Consider the following 21,439-nt stretch of genomic DNA (forward strand, 5'->3'; position numbering starts at 1 on the left):
CGCCACATCGCCACCACACCCGCGTGACGTCATTGCACCCAAGATCGGGATCCCATACGTTCCGTTTTGCAGCTAATTGTCGTTCGCTCTCGATGTCATCCCCGGAGCCGCTCATGCCCCCCAGGCCCGTCCACGAGCCGCGCCGAGACGACTGCCCCTGGTGCGGCTCGAAGCGCCTGCGCACCCGGCTGCGCGCACCCGACCTGCGCCACCGCAGGCCGGGCACCTTCGTCGTCGACGAGTGCCGGGACTGCGCGCACGCCTTCCAGAACCCCCGCCTGACCGCAGAGGGCCTGGCGCTGTACGGCGCCGAGGGTGAGGAACGGTCCGACCGCGGGCACCTCAGGGCGACGGCCCGCGCGATGCTGCCCTTCCCCGAGCCGGAGAGCTGGCTGGACGTCGGCACGGGGGACGCGTTCTTCCCCGAGGCGGCGAAGGAGCTGTTCGCCTACACGGCGTTCGACGGGGTGGACCCGACCCCGAGAGTGGAGCGCGCGCGAGCGGCCGGCCGGCTCGACGAGGCCCACCTGGGCCCGCTGACGGCACCGGAGGTCCTGTCCCGCCTGCGCGGCCGCTACGACGTGGTCAGCATGCTCCACCACCTGGAACACACCCGGGACCCGAAGCGGGAACTCGCGGCGGCGCTCACGGCCCTGCGGCCGGGCGGACACCTCCTCGTGCAGCTCCCGGACCCCGCCAGCGCGTCCGCGGCCGTGCTGGGCAAGTGGTGGCCCTCCTACGACCAGCCCCGCCACCTCCATCTGATCCCGCCGGCCAACCTCCGGGCCGAACTGGAGTCCCAGGGCTGCGAGATCGTCATGACGGACCGCAGGACCCCGCACACCCCGCACGACCTGGCGACGGCCGCCTCGCTCTACCTGAACAGGACCCGGCTGCGCCGGACGGCCGCGCCCCTGACCGCCCTGGCCGCCGTACTCGACCACCTGCTGGCCCCCGCCCTGCGCCGTACCCGCTTCTCGAACGCCTACCAGGTCGTCGCGCGCAGGAACTGACCGTCAGACGCCGGCCGCCGGTCCCCGCAACACCAGTGCCTGGCCCGCCACCACCAGGACCACCTCCTCGCACTCGGCGGCGACGGCCGCGTTCAGCCGCCCCAGCTCGTCCCGGTACCGCCGGCCCGACGCCGTGGCCGGCACGATCCCCGACCCCACCTCGTTGGAGACCAGCACGACGGTCCGCCGGGCCGAGCGCACCGCCTCCGCCAGTTCCACCACCCGGGCGCGCAGCGCCCGTTCGCCGCCGTCCGCCCACTGCGCGTCGTCCCACGCCCCGACGGCGTCCATGACGTCCGTCAGCCACAGCGACAGACAGTCGATCAGCAGCGGGGCGCCGTCCTGCGCCAACAGCGGCACCAGATCGCAGGTCTCCACGGTCCGCCACGACCCCGGCCGCCGGTCGCGGTGCGCCGAGACCCGGGACGCCCACTCGGTGTCGCCGCCCCGGGTCCCGCCGGTCGCGACGTACAGCACGTCCGGGAAGGACTCCAGCCGCCGCTCCGCCTCCACCGACTTCCCCGACCGGGCCCCGCCCAGCACCAGCGTCCGCCGCGACACGTCCGGCACGTCCTCGTACACCCCCACGACCAGGGTCGAACCGTCCGGCACCGCCCGCGCGCCGGCCGCCGCGAGCCGTCGGCGCAACTCCGCGCCCGGCGGCACGTCATGGTCCAGGTGGACGGCGACCACGTCGGTCGTCGGGCCCACCGCACCCACCGCCCGCAGCTTCGCCAGCGCGTCCGGGCGCCCCACCAGATCCGCCAGGACCATGTCGTACCGCTCGGCTGACCCCGACCCCTCCTCCAGCCCGGCCGGCGCGCCCCCGGGCGGCAGATACAGCAGCCGCTGCCCGTCCGGGCCGGTCACCGCGTACCCGGTACCGGGCGAGTCCATCGCCACCGCCCGTACCCGATGCCCCGTCGGCAGCGTCGACTCCGGCCCGTCCGGAACCCCCCGGCCGGGCTGCGGCAACCCGGCCGGCACCTCCACCGGGGGCCCGTCGTGCGGATGCGTCAACAGCACCTGCCGCACCCCGCCCAGCGAATGGCCGGCCCGCGCGGCCGCGAACGCCGCACCCGGCGTCAGATCGAGCAACAGGGCCCCGTCGACGAGCAGCGCGGTCGCCGCCCGCGCGTCAGCCCCGAGCGAGGTCGCGCACACGGCGCAGGAGCAGTCGGGGCGGGGCAGTCCCGCGGGGGCGCCGGTACCGAGCAGAGTGACTTCCACGGAGCTGATTTTCGCGTGTCCGAGCAGGTCTTGCGCACCCGGCTAGGCTGCACAGCAGAAGCCGGACCAAGATCCGGCTTCTGCTCTGCACGTGGTCACAGCTGGGAGGCGTACATGGCGGCATGGACGTGGCGGTTCGAGAAGGCCGACGGGACGGAGGTCCAACCAGCGGTAGAGCCCGAGGAGTTCACCACGCAGGGGGACGCCGAGTCCTGGATCGGGGAAGTGTGGAAGGACCTCCTCGAAGGCGGCGCGGACCAGGTGCGGCTCTTCGAGGACTCCACCGAGATCTACGGCCCGATGAGTCTGCAGGCGAACGAGGCGTAGCCCTCCGTCGGGGTGGTCGCCGCACGGCCACCCCGGCCACCGCTCACCCGGACGAGTGAAGAACGCCGGTCCGGCCCTACCCCGTACTCAGCCGCGCACCCCGCACAGGTGCAGCAGCGCCGCCACCTGCCGGTAGGGGTCGGTCCGCCCGGCCCGCTCCTCGGCGGACAGCAGGCTCTCCCGCTGCTGCGGGTCCTGCGGGATCTCCGCCCCGTCCGCCGCTGTGTCCGTGAAGACCCGCACGCCGTACCAGGCCTGGAGCGGCGCCCCGATCCCGGCCAGCGCGCCGGTCAGGCTCGCCAGCCGGTCCGCCCGTACGTCGAGCCCCAGCCGGTTGCGGTAGGCGACGGTGTCGAAGGCGCCGAGCGCGCCCGTCCAGTCGCCGGACAGTCCCGGCCGCATGGCCAGCGCGTCCGCGTTGCGCACCAGCAGCGACAGCAGGCCGCCCGGGGCCAGCATCCGCCCGAGCCCCGCGAGCAGCGCGTCCGGCTCCTCGACGTACATGAGCACGCCGTGGCACAGCACCACGTCGAAACTGCCGGGCAGGAAGTGCACACCGGTGTCCCGGCCGTCGCCCTCGATGATCCGCATCCGCTCCCGGATGCCCTCGGGCTCGCCGCACAGGGCGTCACGGGCCGCGGCGATCATCGTCGCGTCCCGCTCCAGCCCGGTGACCTGATGCCCGAGCCGGGCCAGCCGCAGCGCCTGCGTGCCCTGGCCCATCCCCACGTCCAGCACCCGCAGCCGCTGCCCGACCGGGTAGCGCCCCGTTATCTGCTCGTCGAGCTGCCGGGCCACCAGCTCTTGTCGCACCACGTCACGCAGCCCACCCAGCCTGTTGAGCCAGGCCTCGGCCGCACCCCCGGAGAAAGCAGCAGTGCTCAGGGCCGCGCTCCGCGCTTGATCTGCGGCTTGGGCAGCCGGAGCCGACGCATCTGGAGGGAACGCATCAGCGCGTAGGCCACCGCGCCCCGCCTGTTCTGGTCGGGGAAGCGCTCGGCGAGCTGCTTGCGCAGCCGGAAGCTCGTGACGAACGAGTCCAGCACGATCAGCACGATCACGACCAGCCACAGCAGCAACGCGATGGTCTGGAGCGAGCCCACCCGCACCATGCTCAGCACGAGGATGACCACGGCCATCGGCAGGAAGAACTCCGCCACGTTGAACCGGGAGTCGATGAACTCGCGCGCGAACTTGCGGACGGGGCCCTTGTCACGGACCGGCAGATACCGCTCGTCCCCGCCGGCCAGCGCCTGGCGCTGCCTGTCCATCTGGGCACGGCGCTCGCTGCGCTGACGCTTGGCGGCGTCCTTGCGGGACGTCGAGGTGTTGGCGACGCTGCGGCGCTGGGACTGGGCCTCACTGCGCTTGGGCGTGGGCCTGCCCTTCTTGGCCTGCGGGTCACGGGGCTGCATGGAGTCGGTCACCACGGCCTTGTCGGCGGGGGCCTTCTCTTCCTTGGCACGGCTACGGAACACAAAACCCAAGGGTAAGCGCTCGCGGGCATGGACCCCAGCCCGGACGGGAACGATCCGGCAACACCAGACGTCTGTACAGGGGACAGACCGGGACAGGAGCGGGGAAGAGTGGGCGCAGGGTGACCTATCGCTCACCCTGAAGGTCACCTACTCCCTACGCCGGAGCAAGGTCTTGGTCAGTCGTCCTTGGGGATGAGCGCATCCGTCCCCGAACAGTGCGTCAATGGATGCAGGGCCCGTACTGTGGGTTCTGTCGCAGAGCTGGAGCTGGACGTCAGAAGGGGGCGCGCGAAGCCCATGAGCGGTGTCATGAAGCGTATGGGGATGATCTTCCGCGCGAAGGCGAACAAGGCCCTTGACCGGGCCGAGGACCCGCGCGAAACCCTCGACTACTCGTACCAGAAGCAACTGGAGCTCCTCCAGAAGGTCCGCCGCGGCGTCGCCGACGTCGCGACCTCGCGCAAGCGCCTGGAACTCCAGCTGAACCAGTTGCAGTCGCAGTCCTCCAAGCTGGAGGACCAGGGCCGCAAGGCGCTCGCGCTCGGCCGTGAGGACCTCGCCCGCGAGGCGCTCTCCCGCCGTGCGGCCCTCCAGCAGCAGGTCACCGACCTCGAGACGCAGCACTCCACGCTCCAGGGCGAGGAGGAGAAGCTCACCCTCGCGGCCCAGCGCCTCCAGGCCAAGGTGGACGCCTTCCGTACGAAGAAGGAGACCATCAAGGCCACCTACACCGCCGCCCAGGCCCAGACCCGCATCGGCGAGGCCTTCTCCGGCATCTCCGAGGAGATGGGCGACGTCGGCCTCGCCATCCAGCGCGCCGAGGACAAGACCGCCCAGCTCCAGGCCCGCGCGGGCGCCCTCGACGAGCTCATGGCGTCCGGCGCCCTGGACGACCCGACGGGCATCGCGAAGGACGACCTCCAGGCCGAGCTGGACCGGCTCTCCGGTGGTACGGATGTAGAGCTGGAACTGCAGCGCATGAAGGCCGAGCTCGCCGGAGGCAGCTCGGCCGGGCAGCAGGCCATCGAAGGCGGCACGAACCAGCCGCAGTCCCAGCAGCAGCCGCAGGACACCCCGCGCTTCGACAAGCAGTAGCCCGGCGCCGGGGACCGGAGCCGAGGAGGGCGACATGATCGTTCGGATCATGGGGGAGGGCCAGTGGACGCTGGCCGACTCCCATCTCGTCGAACTGAACAAGCTGGACGACGAACTGCTCGCGGAGATGGAGAGCGGCGACGAGGACGGCTTCCACCGCACCCTCGGCGCCCTCCTGGACGCGGTCCGCCGCCTCGGCGAGCCCCTGCCGGACGACGCCCTGGAACCGTCGGAACTGATCCTCCCGGCCCCGGAAGCGAGCCTGGACGAGGTCCGGGACATGCTCAGCGACGACGGCCTGATCCCAGGCTGAGACCTCAGCCGACCCCGCAGCGCCGATCACGGTCATTTTTGTTCTGGGCCGATGGCGGGGGCTTGAGGCCGGCGGCTTGTCAGTGCCGGTCACGGTCACTTCAGCCCGTCCGGCGATTGAGGACGAGGCCCGTTCAGGGCCGATAGCGGGGTCTGGGGGCGGCAGCCCCCAGCTACGGCAAGGAAAGCGACGGCAACTACAAAGTGACCCTCCTTTCCCGGGCCGAGTGCCGGCTCAAGGCCCACCCACTGGCCCTGGACGCGACGCTCGCCGCAGGCGTACTGCTCTGCATGCTGGCCGGCTCCTTCGTCGACCCGCACGGAGAGCAAAGCGTCAGCTGGAGCATCCGCAGCCCGGACCCGCTCAGCCTGCTGCTGATGACCCTCTCCGCCGTCGCCCTCGTCTTCCGCCGCAGCGCCCCCATGACGGTCCTCGCCCTCACCGGCGCCGCCTCCGTGGCCGAGTCCGTCACCGGCGACCCCCGGGCCCCCGTCGCCATGTCCGCCGTGATCGCCCTCTTCACCGTCGCCGCGAGCACCGACCGCTCCACCACCCTGCGCGCCGGCCTGCTCACCATGACGGTCCTCACCGGCGCGGCCATGCTCGCCGGACCGCTGCCCTGGTACGCCCAGGAGAACCTGGGGATCCTCGCCTGGACCGGCATCGGCGCCACCGCGGGCGACGCGGTCCGCAGCCGCCGGGCCGTCGTCCAGGCCATCCGGGACCGCGCGGAGCGCGCGGAACGCACCCGGGAGGAGGAGGCCCGCCGCCGGGTCGCCGAGGAGCGCCTGCGCATCGCCCGCGACCTGCACGACGTCGTCGCCCACCACATCGCCCTGGTCAACGTGCAGGCCGGAGTCGCCGCGCACGTCATGGACAAGAGGCCGGACCAGGCCAAGGAGGCCCTCGCGCACGTCCGCGATGCCAGCCGCTCCGCGCTCAACGAACTGCGGGCCACCGTCGGCCTGCTGCGCCAGTCCGGCGACCCCGAGGCCCCCACCGAACCCGCACCCGGCCTGGACCGGCTCGACGAACTGGCCGGCACGTTCCGCAGTGCGGGCCTCCAGGTCGAGGTGGCCCGCACCGACCACGGGACCAAGCTCCCGGCCGCCGTCGACCTGGCCGCCTACCGGGTCATCCAGGAAGCCCTCACCAACGTCCAGAAGCACGCGGGATCCGAGGCGAAGGCCGAGGTCAGCGTCGTGCGCGTGGGACCGAACATCGAGGTCACGGTCCTCGACGACGGGCATCCCGCGGACGACGAGCCCCCGGCGGCCGGTGGCGGCCACGGCCTGCTCGGCATGCGCGAGCGCGTCACCGCCCTGCGCGGCACCCTCACCACCGGTCCCCGCTACGGAGGCGGCTTCCGCGTCCATGCGATCCTGCCGGTCAAGACCCGCACGGCCACCACGGGGGAGAACGCATGACCATCCGTGTCCTGCTCGCCGACGACCAGGCACTGCTGCGCAGCGCGTTCCGCGTGCTCGTCGACTCGGAGTCCGACATGGAAGTGGTCGGCGAGGCGTCCGACGGCGCCGAGGCGGTCCGGCTGGCGAGGGAGGAGCGCGCCGACGTCGTCCTGATGGACATCCGCATGCCCGGCACGGACGGCCTCGCCGCGACCCGGCTGATCAGCGCCGATCCCTCTCTCGCGCACGTCAGGGTGGTCATCCTGACGACCTTCGAGGTCGACGACTACGTGGTGCAGTCGCTGCGGGCCGGCGCCTCCGGCTTCCTCGGCAAGGGCAGTGAGCCGGAGGAGCTGCTGAGCGCGATACGGGTCGCCGCCGGCGGGGAGGCATTGCTCTCGCCGACCGCCACCAAGGGCCTGATCGCCCGCTTCCTGGCCCAGGGCGGCGCGCTGGACGACGACCACGACCCGGCCCGCTCGGCCCGGCTGGACGCGCTCACCGTGCGCGAGCGCGAGGTCCTCGTGCAGGTCGCCGGCGGCCACTCCAACGACGAGATCGCCGAACGCCTCGAGGTCAGCCCGCTCACCGTGAAGACGCACGTCAACCGGGCCATGGCCAAACTGGGCGCCCGCGACCGGGCACAGCTCGTGGTGATCGCGTACGAGTCGGGGCTGGTACGTCCGAGGGTGGAGTGAGCCCGGCCCACCCGTACTGCGCCCGGAGTATGCGCGGGATAAGTAAATAGACCTGGAGCGTACGGATCGCCGTACCGGCATGGCCCAGGGTGAAGAGGCCACACGTGTCACACCCGTCACGCGTGTCACGCCTGTCACGCGTGGTCCACACCCGCCACGCCTGGCACCGCTTCTGCCGCTCACAGAGACGAGACCCGTACCCATGTCCTGGCTGTCCCGCTTCAGCCTCGCGCAACGGGCCCTGATAGGCCTCATGTCCATCGTCGCGATCGCCTTCGGCGCGATCGCGATCCCGCAACTGAAACAGCAGCTCCTGCCCACCATCGAACTCCCGATGGTCTCCGTCCTCGCGCCCTACCAGGGCGCCTCCCCGGACGTCGTCGAGAAGCAGGTCATCGAGCCGATCGAGGACAACCTCGAGGGTGTCGACGGCATCACCGGTGTCACCTCCACGGCGAGCGAGGGCAACGCCCTGATCGTGGCGTCCTTCGACTACGGCAACGACACCAAGCAGCTCGTCGCCGACGTCCAGCAGGCCGTCAACCGGGCCCGCGCCCAGCTCCCCGACGCCGTGGACCCGCAGGTCGTCGCCGGTTCCACGGACGACATGCCGACCGTCGTCCTCGCGGTCACCTCCGACAAGGACCAGCAGGCCCTCGCCGATCAGCTCGACCGGAGCGTCGTCCCGGCGCTGCGGGACATCGACGGCGTCGGTCAGGTCACCGTCACCGGGGTCCGGGATCTCCAGGTCTCCGTCACCCCGGACGACGCGAAGCTGGCGAAGGCCGGACTGAGCACGCAGTCCCTCGCCCAGGCGCTCCAGGCGGGCGGCGCGACCGTCCCGGCCGGCTCCTTCGACGAGGCGGGCAGCAACCGCACGGTCCGGGTCGGCGGCGGCTACACCTCCGTCGCCCAGATCGAGGACCTGCGGATCGTGGGGCTCGCCGGCCGGAAGCCGGTCCGGCTCGGTGACGTGGCCGCGGTGCGGCAGGAGGAGGCCCCGGCCGACTCCCTCACCCGCACCGACGGCAGGCCCAGCCTCGCCGTCATGGTCACCATGGACCACGACGGCAGCGCGGTCGCCATCTCCGACGCCGTCGACGCCAAGCTGGCCGACCTGCGCCAGGACCTCGGCTCGGGCGCGACGATCACCGTCGTCAGCGACAGCGGTCCGGCCGTCGCGAAGGCCATCGAGGGCCTGACCACGGAGGGCGCGCTCGGTCTGCTCTTCGCCGTCCTCGTCATCCTGGTCTTCCTGGCGTCGATCCGCTCGACGCTGGTGACGGCGGTCAGCATCCCGCTCTCCGTGGTGCTGGCGCTGATCGTCCTGTGGACGCGGGACCTCTCGCTGAACATGCTGACGCTGGGCGCGCTGACCATCGCGATCGGCCGGGTCGTCGACGACTCGATCGTCGTCCTGGAGAACATCAAGCGCCACCTCGGCTACGGCGAGGAGCGGCAGTCCGCGATCATCGCGGCCGTCCGCGAGGTGGCCGGGGCGGTCACCTCCTCCACCCTCACCACGGTCGCCGTGTTCCTGCCGATCGGCCTGGTCGGCGGCATGGTGGGCGCCCTGTTCGGCGCGTTCTCCCTCACCGTGACGGCGGCTCTGCTGGCCTCCCTGCTGGTCTCGCTGACGGTCGTCCCGGTCCTGTCGTACTGGTTCCTGCGCGCCCCCAAGGGCACCCCCGAGGACGCCGAGGAAGCCCGCCGCGCGGCCGAGGAGAAGGAGGCGAAGAGCCGCCTCCAGCGCTTCTACGTCCCCGTGCTGCGCTTCGCCACCCGGCGCCGCCTCACCAGCGTGGCGATCGCGGCAGTCGTGCTGATCGCCACCTTCGCCATGGCGCCCCTGCTGAAGACCAACTTCTTCGACCAGGGCGAGCAGCAGGTCCTGACGGTCAAGCAGGAGCTGAAGCCGGGCACGAGCCTGGCCGCGACCGACGCCCAGGCCAAGAAGGTCGAGCGGCTGCTCGCCGGCACCGACGGCGTGAAGGACTATCAGGTCACCATCGGCTCCTCCGGCTTCATGGCGGCCTTCGGCGGCGGCACCGACACCAACCAGGCCTCCTACCAGGTGATGCTCAAGGACTCCGTCTCGTACAAGGACGTCCAGAAGCGGATCGAGGACGGGCTGAAGAAGCTCGACGGCATCGGCACGACCACCGTCGCCGCCGGCGACGGCTTCGGCAGCCAGGACCTGAGCGTGGTCGTGAAGGCGGCCGACGCGGATGTGCTGCGCACGGCCGCCGAGCAGGTCCGCGGGGCCGTGGCCGGCCTCGACGACGTCACCGACGTGACCAGCGACCTCTCGCAGAGCGTGCCGCGCATCTCGGTCAGGGCGAACGCCAAGGCCGCCGCGGCCGGCTTCGACGACCAGACGCTGGGCGCGGCGGTCGCCCAGGCGGTCCGCGGGACGACGGCCGCGAAGGCGGTCCTGGACGACACCGAGCGCGATGTCGTCATCACCTCGGCGAAGCCCGCCGCGACGCTCGCCCAGCTCAAGGCCCTGCCCCTGGGCGCGGTGAAGCTCGGTGACATCGCCACCGTGGAACTGGTCGACGGCCCGGTCTCGATGACCCGCATCGACGGCCGGCGCGCGGCCACCATCACCGCGAAGCCGACCGGCGACAACACCGGTGCGGTCAGCGCCGACCTCACCTCGAAGCTCGACGCGCTGAAGCTCCCGGCGGGCGCCACGGCCGAGATCGGCGGGGTCTCGCAGGACCAGGACGACGCGTTCAAGAACCTCGCCCTGGCGATGCTCGCGGCGATCGCGATCGTCTTCATGCTGCTGGTGGCGACCTTCCGGTCGCTGGCCCAGCCGCTGATCCTGCTGGTCTCCATCCCCTTCGCGGCGACCGGCGCGATCGGCCTGCTGCTCGTCACCGGCACCCCGATGGGCGTCCCGGCGATGATCGGCATGCTGATGCTCATCGGCATCGTGGTGACCAACGCGATCGTCCTGATCGACCTCGTCAACCAGTACCGCACGCAGGGGTACGGCGTGGTCGAGGCCGTGATCGAGGGCGGCCGGCACCGGCTGCGCCCGATCCTCATGACGGCGCTGGCGACCATCTTCGCCCTGCTCCCGATGGCCCTGGGCGTCACCGGCGAGGGCGGATTCATCGCCCAGCCGCTGGCGGTGGTCGTGATCGGCGGTCTGATCACCTCGACGCTGCTCACCCTGTTGCTCGTCCCGACGCTGTACGCGATGCTCGAGCTCCGCAAGGAGCGCCGGGCGACGAAGCGTGCCGCGAAGCGGCAGCCGGCGCAGCCCGAGAAGACCCCGGAACCGGCCGGGGTCTGACAGCGCCGCGCCGAACCCCCTTCCTCCGTACGGGTTACATATCCTGTGAGCTCGCACTGCTCGCACTGCTCGACGGGGGAAGGGGACCGGGGCGTTGCCGCTGCACAAGGACGACCCGAAGGCGCTCGGCGGATACCGGATCGTCGACCGGATCGGAACCGGTGGCATGGGCGTCGTCTACCTGGGCCGGTCCCGTTCGGGGCGTGAGGTCGCCGTCAAGGTGGTGCACGCCCAGTACGCGGAGGACAAGGTCTTCCGGGCCCGCTTCCGGCAGGAGATCGACGCCGTCCGCAAGGTGAGCGGCGCCTTCACCGCCCCGGTCGTGGACGCCGACGCGGAGGCCGTACGGCCCTGGATGGCCACCCAGTACGTGCCCGGACCCGCGCTCTCCGCCCGGATCCGGAGCAACGGCCCGCTGAAGGGAGCGGAGCTGCGCCTGCTGGCCCTGGGCCTGGTGGAGGCGCTGCGGGACATCCACCGGGCCGGGGTCGTCCACCGCGACCTCAAGCCCTCCAACGTCCTGATGGCCGGGGACGGCCCCCGGGTCATCGACTTCGGCATCTCCCGGGCCGCCGAGAACCAGACCCTCACCGAGACCGGTCACGCGATCGGCACCCCGCCGTTCATGTCCCCGGAGCAGTTCAAGGACGCCCGGTCGGTCGGCCCCGCCTCGGACGTCTTCTCCCTCGGCGCGCTGCTGGTGTTCGCCGTGACCGGTCGCGGTCCCTTCGACGCCGACAGCCCGTATCTGACGGCGTGGCGGGTGATGCACGAGGAACCGACGGTGGACGCGGTCGCCGAGCCGCTGCGCGCGATCCTGACCCGCTGTCTGGCCAAGGAGGCCGCCGACCGGCCCGGACTCGAGGAGCTGGCCGGGGAGTTCGCGGAGGCGCTGCCCGAACCAGCGGCGGGTGACATGGAGACGGTGACCCTGCGGCTGCCGCCCGCGCCCGCGGCGGACGAGGAGCCGGGCCCGGCCGTCGCCGCGCCCCGCACCGGCCGGCGCTCCCGGCTGCGCCGGTGGCCGGTCCTCGCCGGAGTGGCGGGCCTGCTGACCGTGACCCTCACCGGCTATCTGCTCGACCTCGGTCCGTTCGCCGGCAGCGGGAGGTCGGGGCAGTCCGACAGCACGGGCTCCGAGTCCACGGCCTGGGACCCCCTGCCCAACGGCTGGAAGCCCTGGCGGACGTCGGTCTACGGCACCGCCGTCAGCGGGGTGGCGAAGCCGCTGGGCAGCGGCGCCTCCGACAGCAACACCTTGTTGTCCTGCGTCATGGGCGAGGGGGCCCTGTACTGCGGCGGCAATGACACCCTCCCGGTCAGGGTCGACGGGACGACGGGCCGGCTCGCCTGGCGGGCCGACTCCCTGCCCTCGGGCGTGACACAGGAGAAGTACGGCAGCGCGCTCCTCGGGGTGCACAAGGGCGTGCTGCTCATGACCCAGTTGGTCGTGAACAGCGCGGGCGACGACACGACCGGCACCGTCGTAGCCCTCGACTCCGCCACCGGCAAGCGGATCTGGTCGCGCACGTTGAACCAGACGGGCCGTGTCGACCCCGCGGTCGTGGGCGATCTGCTGATGACCGCGGACGGCTACCGCGTGACCGCCCGCGAGCTGCGCGACGGCAGAGAGCGCTGGACGGCCACCCTGCCCGTCGCGTCCAGCTACGGATGCCGCTTCTACGACGTCGACAGCGTCCCGTACGCCGGCTGCTCCGACGCGGGTACCCCGTCGCGCACCGTGTTCTACGCCGTCGACCCGGCCGACGGCTCGACCCGGAAGGTGAGCGTGCCGGACGGCGACGTCGAGTACGTCGGCACCGTCGGCGGCGATCTGGCGTTCGTGATGTACACCCCGCGGGACGCCGGGCGTTCCGCGGAGTCGGCGTACCGCGAGGTTCTGCTGATCGACCCGGGCACCGGGGCCGTACGCACGAGGAAGCTGGCGGGCGACCCGCGCGGCGAGGTGGCGCTGGTGGGCGGAGTGCTCTGCTTCGCCTCCTCCAGCGGCCAGATGACCGCCCACTCGCCCGAGACGGGCGAGCAGCTGTGGCAGACCTCGACGACCCTTCAGCAGCCCGGCACACCCGTCGCCGACGGGCAGGGGCAGGCGGTGTTCGCGGCCAGCGCCTCCGGACGGGTCGCCGCCCTCGACATCGGGACGGGCGACCTGCTGTGGGAGTCGCCCGCGCGGGCCGAGCAGGTCGTCGGGGTCGGCTATGCCACGGCACGGGTGTTCCTCGTCGAGGGCGCCCTGGTGGTGCTCAGCCCCGACGGGACGGTCTTCACGCTGGACCCGGCCCACCCCGACCAGGATCCGTCGGCGGGGTGAACCGGGCCCACGGCGTCCGGCGACGTCGGGGGAGCCGGGGCGGTGCGGCTACGGCAGCGCCAGCATCCGCTCCAGCGCCAGCTTCGCGAACGTCTCGGTCTCCTGGTCGACCTGGATCCGGTTGACCAGCTTGCCCTCGGCGAGGGACTCCAGGGTCCAGACCAGGTGGGGCAGATCGATCCGGTTCATCGTCGAGCAGAAGCAGACCGTCTTGTCGAGGAAGACGATCTCCTTGCCCTCGGGCGCGAAACGGTTCGCCAGCCGGCGCACCAGGTTCAGCTCCGTGCCGATGGCCCACTTCGAGCCGGCCGGGGCCGCCTCCAGCGCCTTGATGATGTACTCGGTCGAGCCGACGTAGTCCGCCGCGGCCACGACCTCGTGCCGGCACTCGGGGTGCACGAGCACGTTCACGCCGGGGATCCGGGCGCGGACGTCCTCGACCGACTCCAGGCTGAAGCGGCCGTGCACCGAGCAGTGGCCCCGCCACAGGATCATCTTCGCGTCGCGCAGCTGCTCGGCGGTCAGCCCGCCGTTGGGCTTGTGCGGGTTGTACAGGACGCAGTCCTCCAGGGACAGGCCCATGTCCCGGACGGCGGTGTTGCGGCCGAGGTGCTGGTCGGGCAGGAAAAGGATCTTCTCGCCCTGCTCGAAGGCCCACTCCAGGGCCCGCTGGGCGTTGGAGGAGGTGCAGATCGTGCCGCCGTGCTTGCCCGTGAACGCCTTGATGTCCGCGGACGAGTTCATGTACGAGACGGGCACGACCTGCTCGGCTATGCCGGCCTCGGTCAGCACGTCCCAGCACTCGGCTACCTGCTCGGCGGTGGCCATGTCGGCCATCGAGCACCCGGCGGCGAGGTCGGGGAGGACCACCTTCTGGTCATCGGACGTCAGGATGTCCGCGGACTCGGCCATGAAGTGCACACCGCAGAACACGATGTACTCGGCCTCCGGGCGGGCGGCCGCGTCCTTGGCCAGCTTGAAGGAGTCGCCCGTGACGTCGGCGAACTGGATGACCTCGTCGCGCTGGTAGTGGTGGCCGAGCACGAAGACCTTGTCACCGAGCTTCTCCTTGGCGGCGCGGGCCCGCGCGACCAGGTCCGGGTCCGAGGGCGAGGGCAGGTCGCCGGGGCACTCGACGCCCCGCTCGCTCCTCGGGTCGGCCTCACGGCCGAGCAGCAACAGGGCGAGCGGAGTCGGCTGTACGTCGAGCTCCGTGGTCTGGGCGGTGGTCACGACACGCACCCTTTCTACTTTTCGTCGATCTGACGTTATCTATCATAACCCGCTTCATGTCACTTTGACGATGGTCATCGCGTCGATGTGACGTGAATCCCGCGGCCCGGCCGGCGCCGCTCCGCGGGCCGCTGTCCGCCGCACCGCACGTGTGCGAGCATGAAAGGCAAGAAGAGGAAAGAAGTGGAAACACGACTCCTCGGCCCGGAATGAATCCGCGGCCCCGACGGTTGGAAACGTCGGCAAGCAGTCTCCGTACAACCCGGGAGAGATGTAGATGTCCGTATCGGACGAGAAGACCACTGTCAGCGACGGCATCCTCCTGTCCGACGCCGCCGCGGCGAAGGTCAAGGCCCTGCTCGACCAGGAAGGCCGCGAGGACCTGGCACTGCGCGTCGCCGTTCAGCCCGGCGGCTGCTCCGGCCTGCGCTACCAGCTCTTCTTCGACGAGCGTTCGCTCGACGGTGACGTGCTGAAGGACTTCGACGGCGTCAAGGTCGTCACCGACCGCATGAGCGCCCCGTACCTGGGCGGCGCCTCCATCGACTTCGTCGACACCATCGAGAAGCAGGGCTTCACGATCGACAACCCGAACGCGACGGGCTCCTGCGCCTGCGGCGACTCCTTCAGCTAGGTCGCCCGTTCGCACCGCTGAACGAACGCGAAGGCGGCGGCCCCCTCCAACGGGGCTGCCGCCTTCGCGTTCGCGCCGCGCGAACCGCTGCCGCCGGGCGCTACTGGACCTGCGGCAGCCGCGCGCCCGTCTTCTCCAGCGGGATCGCGCCGCCGTCCGACCCGACGACCTTCCGGCTGCCCAGCGACTCGTTCAGATGCACGGTCTGGTGGTACTCCTTGGCGATCAGGATGCAGACCTTGTCCTTCCAGGGCGTCTCGGTCACGGTGACCTTCACCTCGTCACCGCTCTCGGTCGCCGTGGCCTCGTAGTCGCCGCAGACCCCGCCGGTGAAGCTCACGACCAGGTCGTCGCCCTCGGCGGTGTAGCCGTCCACCTTCACGTCCCGCGTGCCCGAGGAGGCGCTCGGCGTGGGCGCCGGTGAGGGCGTCGTGGCGGACTTCAGATAGGCAGGCTCGACGGCCGGCTGCGTCACCGTGTAGCCGTCCGCGGCCCCCGAGCCCTTCACGTCGAACAGCCAGGACGGTACGAGCACCTGCTGTCCGCCCGAGGTGTGCGGGGCGAGTCCGAGCACCGCGTCCTCGACCGTCGCCGTCTGCGCCTGGGGAGCGGCCGTCGACGCACCGCAGGGACTCTCCAGCCGGTCCTTCAGCGGCACCGGACTGGCACAGCCGCCGATGCCCATCCGGTGGTCCGTCCCCGGCGCCGCGTTCAACGCGTCCAGCGCCTCCCGCGCGCTCAGCAGCGGGTACGTGTCGCCCTTCACCGGCGTTTCGAGCTGCCCGTTCCCGCCGACCACCTCGCCCTGGGCGCTGACGCTGATCCCGGTCGTCCAGCCGTAGGTGGGCAGATCGCCGAACACCGGGTCGGCGTTCACCACCCGTTGGCTGCCCATGACCTGGCTCGCGTCCACCTCGGCGCCGCCTTGTCCGACGGCCTTCAGGACCGGCGCCGCCGCCTTCTTCGCCGCCGCCTCGCTCACCGGGGCGACGGACTCGGCAGAGGGTGTCACGGTGCACTTGTCGGTGCCGGCGGTGCAGTTGTCGGTGCCGGGCGCGTACCGGGCGAACGTCCACATCCCCGGCGCCTGCCGGTTCACCCGCAGCACCGGGCCCGAACCGTCGTTTCCCGCGCCGACCTTCCAGGCATCCCCGTCGACGACCGGCGTCCCCTCTGCTCCCAGCGCCTTCGCCAGCCGGGCCACCTCGTCCTTCGTGACCTCGCCCTTCGCCCAGTAGACGGGCGCGGAGCCGGGGCCGTCGGGAAGGGTGCCGTCGGCCTTGTAGGTCACCCCGTAGGGGTTCGGCTCACCGGGCGCGATGCCGCTCGTCCCGCCCTCGGGGGTATCGGCACCGGTACCCGTACCCCCGGCGTAGTCGTCCAGGAGCAGCGCCGCGGGCGTGCCGTCCCCGGACGGCGACCCGGAGCCGGCGTCCCCACCGGAGCCGCCGACCGCACTGGAGGTCAGATAGGCCCCGCCCCCGCCCACCAGCAGCACGGCGGCCGCCACGGAGGCGATGAGGACGGGGGAGCGGCGCCGCGGGCCGGCCGGGGGCGCGTTCTCGGCCACCGGCCCGACGAGATGCTCGTCCGCACCGGAGCCGGGCCCGACGGCCGCCTCGTCGGCGTCGCCGGAGGCGTCGGTCCCGGAGACGGCGGGAGCTTCGGCATCGGAGCCGGCGGGCGCGCCGGGAAGGCCGGCCTCCTTCTCCGGGACGCCGGACTCCTCGGCGGGCGCGTCCTCGGCCCGCGCCTCGGGGACCTCGGCGGGCGCGTCCTCGGCGGCCCGCGCCTCCGGGACCTCGGCCTCCTCGGTCTCGGCCCGCGCCTCCCGGACCTCGGCCTCCTCGGCCTCGGTCGTCTCCGAACCCGTCTCTTCCGGCTCGCGCGCGGCGTCGTCGTTCTCGGGTCGCTCGGTGTTCACCGCATCGCTCCTTCGGCTGCCCTGCTGGCGTACCCCCCATCCCCTTTACGGGGGACGGCGATGGGACGCGACGGAGGAGCGCACGGTTCCCTTCCGCACGCCGTTCCGAAGGAAATCGAGGGATTACCCCTAGTTGCCGTAGTCCGGCATCGCCTCCAGCAGCCGCGCCGACGTGGCCGGAACGGTCACGCCGAGGATGAGTGACGGGGAGACCGGACGGGAAGCGATCTTCTCCGGGGCGGCCCAGTGCCGAGCCGTCCGGGCGCCGTCACCGCGCAGCGACGCCAGGTCGCCGTCGAGGTCGGCCGGAGAGGGGGCGTGGACCTTGAGGTTCGTCATAGCCGAACCGTATGCACGCCTGAGCCCGTGAAGAAAGATCTACTATCGGGTAGTTTCGGCTGCTTCAGTGGCGCGGGTCGACCGGGTAGCGTGAACTGTCAATCCCCCTCCCCTCAGGAGAGTCCACGCCGTGCGCATCGCAGTCACCGGCTCCATCGCCACCGACCACCTCATGACGTTCCCCGGCCGCTTCGCCGACCAGCTCGTCGCGGACCAGCTGCACACGGTCTCGCTCTCCTTCCTGGTCGACAACCTGGACGTGCGCCGGGGCGGGGTGGGCGCGAACATCGCCTTCGGCATGGGACAGCTGGGAACCGACCCGATCCTGGTCGGCGCCGCGGGCGCGGACTTCGACGAGTACCGGGCCTGGCTGGACCGGCACGGCGTCGACACCGGGTCGGTCCGCATCTCCGAGACCCTGCACACGGCCCGCTTCGTGTGCACCACCGACGCCGACCACAACCAGATCGGCTCCTTCTACACCGGCGCGATGAGCGAGGCCCGCCTCATCGAGCTGAAGACCGTCGCCGACCGGGTGGGCGGCCTGGACCTGGTCCTGATCGGCGCCGACGACCCGGAGGCGATGCTCCGCCACACCGAGGAGTGCCGTACCCGGTCGATCCCCTTCGCGGCCGACTTCTCCCAGCAGATCGCCCGGATGAACGGCGACGAGATCCGGATACTGCTGGAGGGCGCGACGTACCTGTTCTCCAACGAGTACGAGAAGGGCCTCATCGAGTCCAAGACGGGCTGGACGGACGCCGAGATCCTCTCCAAGGTCGGCCACCGCGTCACCACCCTCGGCTCGCGCGGCGTCCGTATCGAGCGGGCCGGCGAGGACCCGATCGAGGTCGGCTGCCCGGAGGAGGAGGCCAAGGTCGAGCCCACGGGCGTCGGCGACGCCTTCCGCGCCGGCTTCCTCTCCGGCCTGGCCTGGGGCGTCTCCCACGAGCGCGCCGCGCAGATCGGCTGCATGCTCGCCACCCTCGTGATCGAGACGGTCGGCACCCAGGAGTACCAGCTGCGCCGCGCCCACTTCATGGACCGCTTCACCAAGGCCTACGGAGACGAGGCCGCCACCGAGGTCCGCAAGCACCTGGCGTGACTCAGGACAGTCGGCGGACCACATAGGCCGAGCCCCGGTCCGCCGGCTCCTCACCCACGTACTCCTGCTCCCGCATCTCGCACCAGGCGGGGATGTCCAGGCGGGCCGCCTCGTCGTCGGACAGCACTCGCACCGTGCCCCCGACCGGCACCTCCCCGATGACCTTCGCCAGCTCGATGACGGGAATCGGACAGCGCTTGCCCAGCGCGTCCACGACGAGCACGTCGCCGCGTACGGCGGCGTCGGCCGCGGCGGCGGGCGCCCCGAGCTTCTCCCGCACCCCCGCCACCGCCCCCGGCAGCACGGCGAGGAACCGCTCGACGTCCTCCTCGGCCACGCCCGTCGGCAACGAGACCCGCACGTTCCCCTCACTCAGCACCCCCATCGCCTTCAGCACATGGCTGGGCGTCAGCGTGCTGCTGGTGCAGGACGACCCGGAGGAGACGGAGAACCCCTCCCGGTCCAACTCGTGCAGCAGCGCCTCCCCGTCGACGTACAGACAGGAGAAGGTGACGATCCCCGGCAGCCGGCGCAGCGGATCCCCGACGACCTCCACATCCGGTACGACGGTCCCCACCCGCGCCCGGATCCGCGCCGTCAGCTCCCGCAGCCGTACCGCCTCGGCCGCCGCCTCCGCCCGCACCGCCCGCAGCGAGGCCGCCGCGGCCACGATCGCCGGAATGTTCTCGAACCCGGCCGCGCGTCCCGACTCCCGCTCGTCCACCGGCCCTTGGACGGCGAACCGCACCCCCTTGCGCACCGCGAGCAGACCGACACCGGCCGGCCCGCCCCACTTGTGGGCGGAGGCCGCCAGCAGCGACCAGGGGCCCTCCACGGCCCCCCACCCCAGCGACTGGGTGGCGTCCACCAGCAACGGCACTCCCGCCTCCCGGCACAGCTCGGCCACGGCGGCCACCGGCTGCTCGGTCCCCACCTCGTGGTTGGCCGACTGGAGACAGGCGAGCGCGGTGTCCGGCCGCAGGGCGTCGGCGTACGACTCGACGGTGACCGCGCCGGTCCGGGCGACCGGCGCCCGGGTCACCGTCCCGCCCTCCGCCTCGAACGCCTCGGCCGAATGGAGTACCGAGGAGTGTTCGACGGCTGACACGATCAGGTGACGTCCGATCCGCCGACGTCCGGCCAGCGCGCCCGCGATCCCGGAGTGCACGGCTCGCGTCCCCGAGGAGGTGAAGACCAGTTCGTCCGGTCGGCAACCCACCGCATCGGCGGCCGCCTCCCGGGCGGCGTCCAGCAGCATCCGTGCCCGCCGCCCCTCCCGGTACAGCCGACCGGGATCGGCCCACCCCTCGTCGAGCGAGGCCAACAGCGCCTGACGGGCGACGGGATGCAGGGGAGCGGCCGAAGCGGCGTCGAAGTAGGACACGGGTCAACGGTAGAACGTGGGCCGGCTGTCCGGGGCGCGGGACTGTGCCGGTACGCGGCTCCGGCGCGGGGCGGGAGCGGCCCCCACCGGCCCGGAGTCGCCACACAACCCGCATTGACGACCTATTAGGCGCCCGTCCCCACCCCTTCGGAGTGACCGGCGGCGCGTATGCCACCCTCCCCGCGAACCCCCGGAGGGCGTCGGCTAGGGTTTGGTCCGCATAAACATCCAAACCCCTGCCCGACGCAGGGCGGCGACCGACCCGCGAGAAGGCAGGCCGCAGCCAACCGCGCGGGCGAGACTCTCGGGAAGGCGCTACGTGAGTCCCAACGGCTCCGACCGCTCGCCGCGGCGCCCGATGCGGCGGAAGCTGCTCCAGGCAATGACCGCGGGCCTGGTCCTGGCGACCGCCACCGGTTGCACATACAAGGACTTCCCCCGCCTTGGTATGCCCACCCCCGTCACAGAAGAGGCTCCGCGGATCCTCTCCCTGTGGCAGGGCTCCTGGGCAGCCGCGCTGGCCACCGGCGTGCTGGTGTGGGGCCTGATCCTGTGGAGTGCTTTCTTCCACCGGCGCAGCCGCACAAAGGTCGAAGTTCCTCCGCAGACCCGGTACAACATGCCCATCGAGGCGCTGTACACGGTGGTTCCGATCATCATCGTCTCGGTGCTGTTCTACTTCACAGCCCGTGACGAGTCGAAGCTGCTCAGCCTCGACAAGAGGCCCGATGTCACGGTGAACGTGGTCGGCTTCCAGTGGAGCTGGTGCTTCAACTACATCGAGAGCGTCGACGGTTCCGACGGGGACGCGAAGACCGACAAGAACCTGGCCGCGATCCCGGACCGGTTCAAGACGGACTTCCCCGACAACGCCGGCGGCGTCTACACCTGCGGTACTCCCGGTGAGCGGAACCCGCAGACCAACAACCCCGGCCCGACCCTCTGGCTCCCTGAGGGCAAGACGGTCCGGTTCGTCCTCACCTCGCGTGACGTCATCCACTCCTTCTGGGTGGTGCCGTTCCTGATGAAGCAGGACGTCATCCCGGGCCACACCAACTCCTTCCAGGTGACCCCCAACAAGGAGGGCACCTACCTGGGCAAGTGCGCCGAGCTCTGCGGCGTCGACCACTCCCGGATGCTCTTCAACGTGAAGGTCGTCTCCCAGGAGCGCTACGAGCAGCACCTCAAGGACCTCGTGAAGAAGGGGCAGACCGGTTACGTTCCCGCGGGCATCGAGCAGACGAGCCACGAGAAGAACCGGGAGACGAACAACCTGTGAGCATCCTCAACGAACCCCAGGGTGCCGCCGCAGCTGAGGACTCGTACGAGAACGAGCTGCCGGTCAGGCGCAAGCAACCCGGCAATGTCGTGGTGAAGTGGCTGACGACCACGGACCACAAGACCATCGGTACGTTGTACCTGGTCACGTCGTTCGCGTTCTTCTGCATCGGTGGCGTGATGGCGCTCCTCATGCGCGCCGAGCTCGCCCGACCGGGCTTGCAGATCATGTCGAACGAGCAGTTCAACCAGGCGTTCACGATGCACGGCACGATCATGCTGCTGATGTTCGCGACGCCGCTGTTCGCCGGCTTCACGAACTGGATCATGCCGCTCCAGA

General features: G+C 71.5%; 19 protein-coding genes. 12 read left to right on the forward strand and 7 right to left on the reverse strand.

Annotated elements, in window-relative coordinates; translation table 11 throughout:
- The first annotated feature begins 113 nt into the window (after positions 1-113).
- The gene (locus ACIRPU_RS04440) at positions 114-1,013 is read left to right on the forward strand and encodes a class I SAM-dependent methyltransferase (RefSeq protein ID WP_403861473.1); all 900 of its coding nucleotides are present in this window, start codon (positions 114-116) and stop codon (positions 1,011-1,013) included.
- Between the two features lie 3 nt (positions 1,014-1,016).
- Here the strand turns inward: ACIRPU_RS04440 and ACIRPU_RS04445 are convergent, their stop codons facing one another.
- Positions 1,017-2,243 (reverse strand): bifunctional adenosylcobinamide kinase/adenosylcobinamide-phosphate guanylyltransferase, encoded by a 1,227-nt coding sequence (locus tag ACIRPU_RS04445; RefSeq protein ID WP_403861476.1) that lies wholly within the window; start codon positions 2,241-2,243, stop codon positions 1,017-1,019.
- 114 nt (positions 2,244-2,357) lie between these two features.
- Here ACIRPU_RS04445 and ACIRPU_RS04450 point away from each other — a divergent pair, with 114 nt between their 5' ends.
- Positions 2,358-2,570: a hypothetical protein gene (locus ACIRPU_RS04450; protein ID WP_351752783.1), complete on the forward strand. Its 213-nt coding sequence runs from the start codon at positions 2,358-2,360 to the stop codon at positions 2,568-2,570.
- A gap of 87 nt (positions 2,571-2,657) precedes the next feature.
- Here ACIRPU_RS04450 and ACIRPU_RS04455 read toward each other — a convergent pair whose 3' ends face one another.
- Both ACIRPU_RS04455 and ACIRPU_RS04460 read right to left on the reverse strand, forming a co-directional pair.
- On the reverse strand, positions 2,658-3,368 hold the full coding sequence (locus ACIRPU_RS04455; protein WP_403861621.1) for a class I SAM-dependent methyltransferase: 711 nt from the start codon (positions 3,366-3,368) through the stop codon (positions 2,658-2,660).
- 83 nt (positions 3,369-3,451) lie between these two features.
- Positions 3,452-4,048 (reverse strand): DUF3043 domain-containing protein, encoded by a 597-nt coding sequence (locus ACIRPU_RS04460; RefSeq protein WP_384122514.1) that lies wholly within the window; start codon positions 4,046-4,048, stop codon positions 3,452-3,454.
- 318 nt (positions 4,049-4,366) lie between these two features.
- Here ACIRPU_RS04460 and ACIRPU_RS04465 point away from each other — a divergent pair, with 318 nt between their 5' ends.
- The 6 genes from ACIRPU_RS04465 to ACIRPU_RS04490 all read left to right on the forward strand — a co-directional run bounded on the left by ACIRPU_RS04465 (position 4,367) and on the right by ACIRPU_RS04490 (position 13,202).
- Positions 4,367-5,143, forward strand: coding sequence for a PspA/IM30 family protein (locus ACIRPU_RS04465; protein ID WP_384122541.1), 777 nt, complete (start codon positions 4,367-4,369; stop codon positions 5,141-5,143).
- A 34-nt stretch (positions 5,144-5,177) separates the two neighbouring features.
- On the forward strand, positions 5,178-5,456 hold the full coding sequence (locus ACIRPU_RS04470) for a hypothetical protein (RefSeq protein WP_355703225.1): 279 nt from the start codon (positions 5,178-5,180) through the stop codon (positions 5,454-5,456).
- Between the two features lie 203 nt (positions 5,457-5,659).
- A complete protein-coding gene (locus ACIRPU_RS04475; protein WP_403861481.1) occupies positions 5,660-6,883 on the forward strand; it encodes a sensor histidine kinase in 1,224 nt (407 codons plus the stop codon).
- Positions 6,880-7,563 (forward strand): response regulator, encoded by a 684-nt coding sequence (locus ACIRPU_RS04480; RefSeq protein ID WP_403861484.1) that lies wholly within the window; start codon positions 6,880-6,882, stop codon positions 7,561-7,563. The genes ACIRPU_RS04475 and ACIRPU_RS04480 overlap by 4 nt, the downstream gene beginning before the upstream one ends.
- Positions 7,564-7,765: 202 nt before the next feature.
- Positions 7,766-10,870: an efflux RND transporter permease subunit gene (locus ACIRPU_RS04485; protein ID WP_403861487.1), complete on the forward strand. Its 3,105-nt coding sequence runs from the start codon at positions 7,766-7,768 to the stop codon at positions 10,868-10,870.
- Between the two features lie 94 nt (positions 10,871-10,964).
- Positions 10,965-13,202: a PQQ-binding-like beta-propeller repeat protein gene (locus ACIRPU_RS04490; RefSeq protein WP_403861490.1), complete on the forward strand. Its 2,238-nt coding sequence runs from the start codon at positions 10,965-10,967 to the stop codon at positions 13,200-13,202.
- Positions 13,203-13,250: 48 nt separating this feature from the next.
- Here ACIRPU_RS04490 and nadA read toward each other — a convergent pair whose 3' ends face one another.
- Entirely contained in the window at positions 13,251-14,435 is a 1,185-nt protein-coding gene (nadA, locus tag ACIRPU_RS04495) for a quinolinate synthase NadA (protein ID WP_355703229.1), read from the reverse strand.
- A 277-nt stretch (positions 14,436-14,712) separates the two neighbouring features.
- On the opposite strand from nadA, the gene ACIRPU_RS04500 reads away from it, so the two are divergent.
- Positions 14,713-15,069 carry an iron-sulfur cluster assembly accessory protein gene (locus ACIRPU_RS04500; RefSeq protein WP_351752758.1) on the forward strand — a complete coding sequence of 119 codons (357 nt, stop codon included), beginning with the start codon at positions 14,713-14,715 and terminating at the stop codon, positions 15,067-15,069.
- A gap of 100 nt (positions 15,070-15,169) precedes the next feature.
- Here ACIRPU_RS04500 and ACIRPU_RS04505 read toward each other — a convergent pair whose 3' ends face one another.
- Together ACIRPU_RS04505 and ACIRPU_RS04510 are read right to left on the reverse strand one after the other, a co-directional pair.
- Positions 15,170-16,993 carry a hypothetical protein gene (locus ACIRPU_RS04505; protein WP_403861494.1) on the reverse strand — a complete coding sequence of 608 codons (1,824 nt, stop codon included), beginning with the start codon at positions 16,991-16,993 and terminating at the stop codon, positions 15,170-15,172.
- Between the two features lie 129 nt (positions 16,994-17,122).
- Entirely contained in the window at positions 17,123-17,332 is a 210-nt protein-coding gene (locus ACIRPU_RS04510; RefSeq protein WP_355703231.1) for a hypothetical protein, read from the reverse strand.
- Between the two features lie 130 nt (positions 17,333-17,462).
- Between ACIRPU_RS04510 and ACIRPU_RS04515 the strand changes: the two genes are divergently transcribed.
- The gene (locus ACIRPU_RS04515) at positions 17,463-18,437 is read left to right on the forward strand and encodes a carbohydrate kinase family protein (protein ID WP_020130005.1); all 975 of its coding nucleotides are present in this window, start codon (positions 17,463-17,465) and stop codon (positions 18,435-18,437) included.
- Position 18,438: 1 nt separating this feature from the next.
- On the opposite strand, the gene ACIRPU_RS04520 is transcribed toward ACIRPU_RS04515, so the two are convergent.
- The gene (locus ACIRPU_RS04520; protein ID WP_403861498.1) at positions 18,439-19,821 is read right to left on the reverse strand and encodes a cysteine desulfurase/sulfurtransferase TusA family protein; all 1,383 of its coding nucleotides are present in this window, start codon (positions 19,819-19,821) and stop codon (positions 18,439-18,441) included.
- A 319-nt stretch (positions 19,822-20,140) separates the two neighbouring features.
- Between ACIRPU_RS04520 and coxB the strand changes: the two genes are divergently transcribed.
- Together coxB and ACIRPU_RS04530 are read left to right on the forward strand one after the other, a co-directional pair.
- Positions 20,141-21,100 carry a cytochrome c oxidase subunit II gene (gene coxB, locus ACIRPU_RS04525; protein WP_403861501.1) on the forward strand — a complete coding sequence of 320 codons (960 nt, stop codon included), beginning with the start codon at positions 20,141-20,143 and terminating at the stop codon, positions 21,098-21,100.
- On the forward strand, positions 21,097-21,439 hold a 343-nt coding region (locus ACIRPU_RS04530; RefSeq protein ID WP_403861504.1), incomplete at its 3' end, for a cbb3-type cytochrome c oxidase subunit I. The genes coxB and ACIRPU_RS04530, both read left to right, overlap by 4 nt.

It is taken from the genome of Streptomyces sp. NPDC102259 (genome assembly GCF_044766465.1).
GTDB lineage: Bacteria > Actinomycetota > Actinomycetes > Streptomycetales > Streptomycetaceae > Streptomyces.

Coding starts and splice junctions, on each gene's coding strand:
- ACIRPU_RS04440 (WP_403861473.1), top strand. CDS start 114: ATGCCCCCCAGGCCCGTCCACGAGCCGCGCCGAGACGACTGCCCCTGG.
- ACIRPU_RS04450 (WP_351752783.1), top strand. CDS start 2,358: ATGGCGGCATGGACGTGGCGGTTCGAGAAGGCCGACGGGACGGAGGTC.
- ACIRPU_RS04465 (WP_384122541.1), top strand. CDS start 4,367: ATGGGGATGATCTTCCGCGCGAAGGCGAACAAGGCCCTTGACCGGGCC.
- ACIRPU_RS04470 (WP_355703225.1), top strand. CDS start 5,178: ATGATCGTTCGGATCATGGGGGAGGGCCAGTGGACGCTGGCCGACTCC.
- ACIRPU_RS04480 (WP_403861484.1), top strand. CDS start 6,880: ATGACCATCCGTGTCCTGCTCGCCGACGACCAGGCACTGCTGCGCAGC.
- ACIRPU_RS04485 (WP_403861487.1), top strand. CDS start 7,766: ATGTCCTGGCTGTCCCGCTTCAGCCTCGCGCAACGGGCCCTGATAGGC.
- ACIRPU_RS04500 (WP_351752758.1), top strand. CDS start 14,713: ATGTCCGTATCGGACGAGAAGACCACTGTCAGCGACGGCATCCTCCTG.
- ACIRPU_RS04510 (WP_355703231.1), bottom strand. CDS start 17,332: ATGACGAACCTCAAGGTCCACGCCCCCTCTCCGGCCGACCTCGACGGC.